This is a genomic window from Fructobacillus parabroussonetiae, assembly GCF_018437265.1.
GTDB lineage: Bacteria > Bacillota > Bacilli > Lactobacillales > Lactobacillaceae > Fructobacillus > Fructobacillus parabroussonetiae.
In genome coordinates, this window is record NZ_JAAMFL010000011.1 from 2501 (window position 1) to 5095 (window position 2595).

The 2595-nt window shown below is 48.9% G+C and carries 1 tRNA gene and 2 rRNA genes (1 of these 3 running past the window's edge); all 3 read right to left on the reverse strand.

The features are described 5' to 3' along the window. Positions 1-609: ribosomal RNA gene (locus G6R30_RS05970) — 23S ribosomal RNA — on the reverse strand; it reaches 2298 nt to the left of the window's first position. 180 nt (positions 610-789) lie between these two features. Then, positions 790-862: transfer RNA gene (locus G6R30_RS05975), tRNA-Ala, on the reverse strand. A 98-nt stretch (positions 863-960) separates the two neighbouring features. After that, positions 961-2510, reverse strand: a 16S ribosomal RNA gene (locus tag G6R30_RS05980). Together the 16S and 23S rRNA genes with 1 tRNA gene alongside form the textbook arrangement of a ribosomal RNA operon. Positions 2511-2595: the final 85 nt, after the last annotated feature.

Sequence of the window (2595 nt, forward strand, 5' to 3'; positions counted from 1 at the left end):
TCTACAAAAGGCACGCCATCACCCATTAACGGGCTCTGACTTCTTGTAGGCGTCGTGGTTTCAGGAACTATTTCACTCCCCTTCCGGGGTGCTTTTCACCTTTCCCTCACGGTACTGGTTCACTATCGGTCACTAGGGAGTATTTAGCCTTACGGGATGGTCCCCGCGGATTCCGACCGGATTTCTCGTGTCCGGCCGTACTCAGGATCCTGTCTAGAGGTAAGTCATCTTTCGGTTACGGGATTATCACCCTCTTTGATAACGCTTCCCAACGTTTTCACCTAAATGCTTACTTGGTAACTCAACGACAGTCCTACTACCCCAAGATGCAAGCATCCTGGTTTGGGCTTTTCCCGTTTCGCTCGCCGCTACTCAGGGAATCGATTTTTCTTTCTGCTCCTGCTGCTAATGAGATGTTTCAGTTCACAGCGTCTTCCTTCTAACCGTTATGTATTGGCGGTTAGATAACATTAAAATGTTGGGTTTCCCCATTCGGAAATCTCCGGATCATAGCGTACTTACCGCTCCCCGAAGCTTATCGTAGTTAGTCACGTCCTTCATCGGCTCCTAGTGCCAAGGCATCCACCACGCGCCCTTATTCACTTAACCACAACGTTTACCGTTGGATCAGTTTTATGAGTTGGTCTTCTTTCAGACCTGCGATTAAACCGTTCTTTTTAAAGAACTTGTGTTGTTTCTCGGTTTATTTAAGAATCAATTTCTTGATTTTAAAAGATTTTCTTGATTATTCAGTTTTCAATGTACAAGCTTGACTACCTAAGTAGCCAATGGAGAATATCGGGATCGAACCGATGACCCCCTGCTTGCAAAGCAGGTGCTCTCCCAGCTGAGCTAATCCCCCATACCTAATCGGTAGAGTTCACACACTCAAAACTAAACAAAACTTTGACACAAATCAAATTGACACTTAAGTCCCTGTAACGTTCCGGTTATCCTTAGAAAGGAGGTGATCCAGCCGCAGGTTCTCCTACGGCTACCTTGTTACGACTTCACCCCAGTCATCAGTCCTGCCTTAGACGGCTCCTCCCCGAAGGTTAGGCCACCGGCTTTGGGCATTACCAACTCCCATGGTGTGACGGGCGGTGTGTACAAGACCCGGGAACGTATTCACCGCGGCATGCTGATCCGCGATTACTAGCGATTCCGACTTCATGTAGTCGAGTTGCAGACTACAATCCGAACTGAGACGTACTTTAAGAGATTCGCTTACCTTCACAGGTTCGCTGCTCGTTGTATACGCCATTGTAGCACGTGTGTAGCCCAGGTCATAAGGGGCATGATGACCTGACGTCGTCCCCGCCTTCCTCCGGTTTGTCACCGGCAGTCTGTCTAGAGTGCCCAACTGAATGCTGGCAACTAAACATAAGGGTTGCGCTCGTTGCGGGACTTAACCCAACATCTCACGACACGAGCTGACGACGGCCATGCACCACCTGTCACTTTGCTTCCGAAGAAGACAGCACTATCTCTAGTACCTTCAAAGGATGTCAAGACCTGGTAAGGTTCTTCGCGTTGCTTCGAATTAAACCACATGCTCCACCGCTTGTGCGGGTCCCCGTCAATTCCTTTGAGTTTCAACCTTGCGGTCGTACTCCCCAGGCGGGATACTTAATGCGTTTGCTTCGTCACTAAAGGGCGGAAACCCTCTAACAACTAGTATCCATCGTTTACGGTGTGGACTACCAGGGTATCTAATCCTGTTTGCTACCCACACTTTCGAGCCTCAACGTCAGTTGCAGTCCAGTAAGCCGCCTTCGCCACTGGTGTTCTTCCATATATCTACGCATTCCACCGCTACACATGGAGTTCCACTTACCTCTACTGCACTCAAGTTCGACAGTTTCCAAAGCCATTCCACAGTTGAGCTGTGGGCTTTCACTTCAGACTTATCGAACCGTCTGCGCTCGCTTTACGCCCAATAAATCCGGATAACGCTCGGGACATACGTATTACCGCGGCTGCTGGCACGTATTTAGCCGTCCCTTTCTGGTATGGTACCGTCACTGTCTAAGCATTTCCTCTTAAACCCGTTCTTCCCATACAACAGTGCTTTACGACCCGAAAGCCTTCATCACACACGCGGCGTTGCTCCATCAGACTTGCGTCCATTGTGGAAGATTCCCTACTGCAGCCTCCCGTAGGAGTTTGGGCCGTGTCTCAGTCCCAATGTGGCCGGTCAGTCTCTCAACTCGGCTATGCATCATTGTCTTGGTGAGCCTTTACCTCACCAACTAACTAATGCACCGCGAATCCATCTTAAAGCGCTGCAAACGCAGCTTTTAACCTTGGTGCATGTGCACCTGGGTTTTATCCGGTATTAGTCACTGTTTCCAATGGTTATCCCAGACTTTGAGGTAGGTTATTCACGTGTTACTCACCCGTTCGCCACTTACTTGGAAAGTGCAAGCACTTTCCGCTGTTCGTACGACTTGCATGTATTAGGCACGCCGCCAGCGTTCATCCTGAGCCAGGATCAAACTCTCATGTTAAAAGTTTGAAGATTGCTCTTCGATTAAACTGACTAGTTGCTATCTCTCGATAACGCCTATCCGTTTATTGTTTGTTACGAATTGA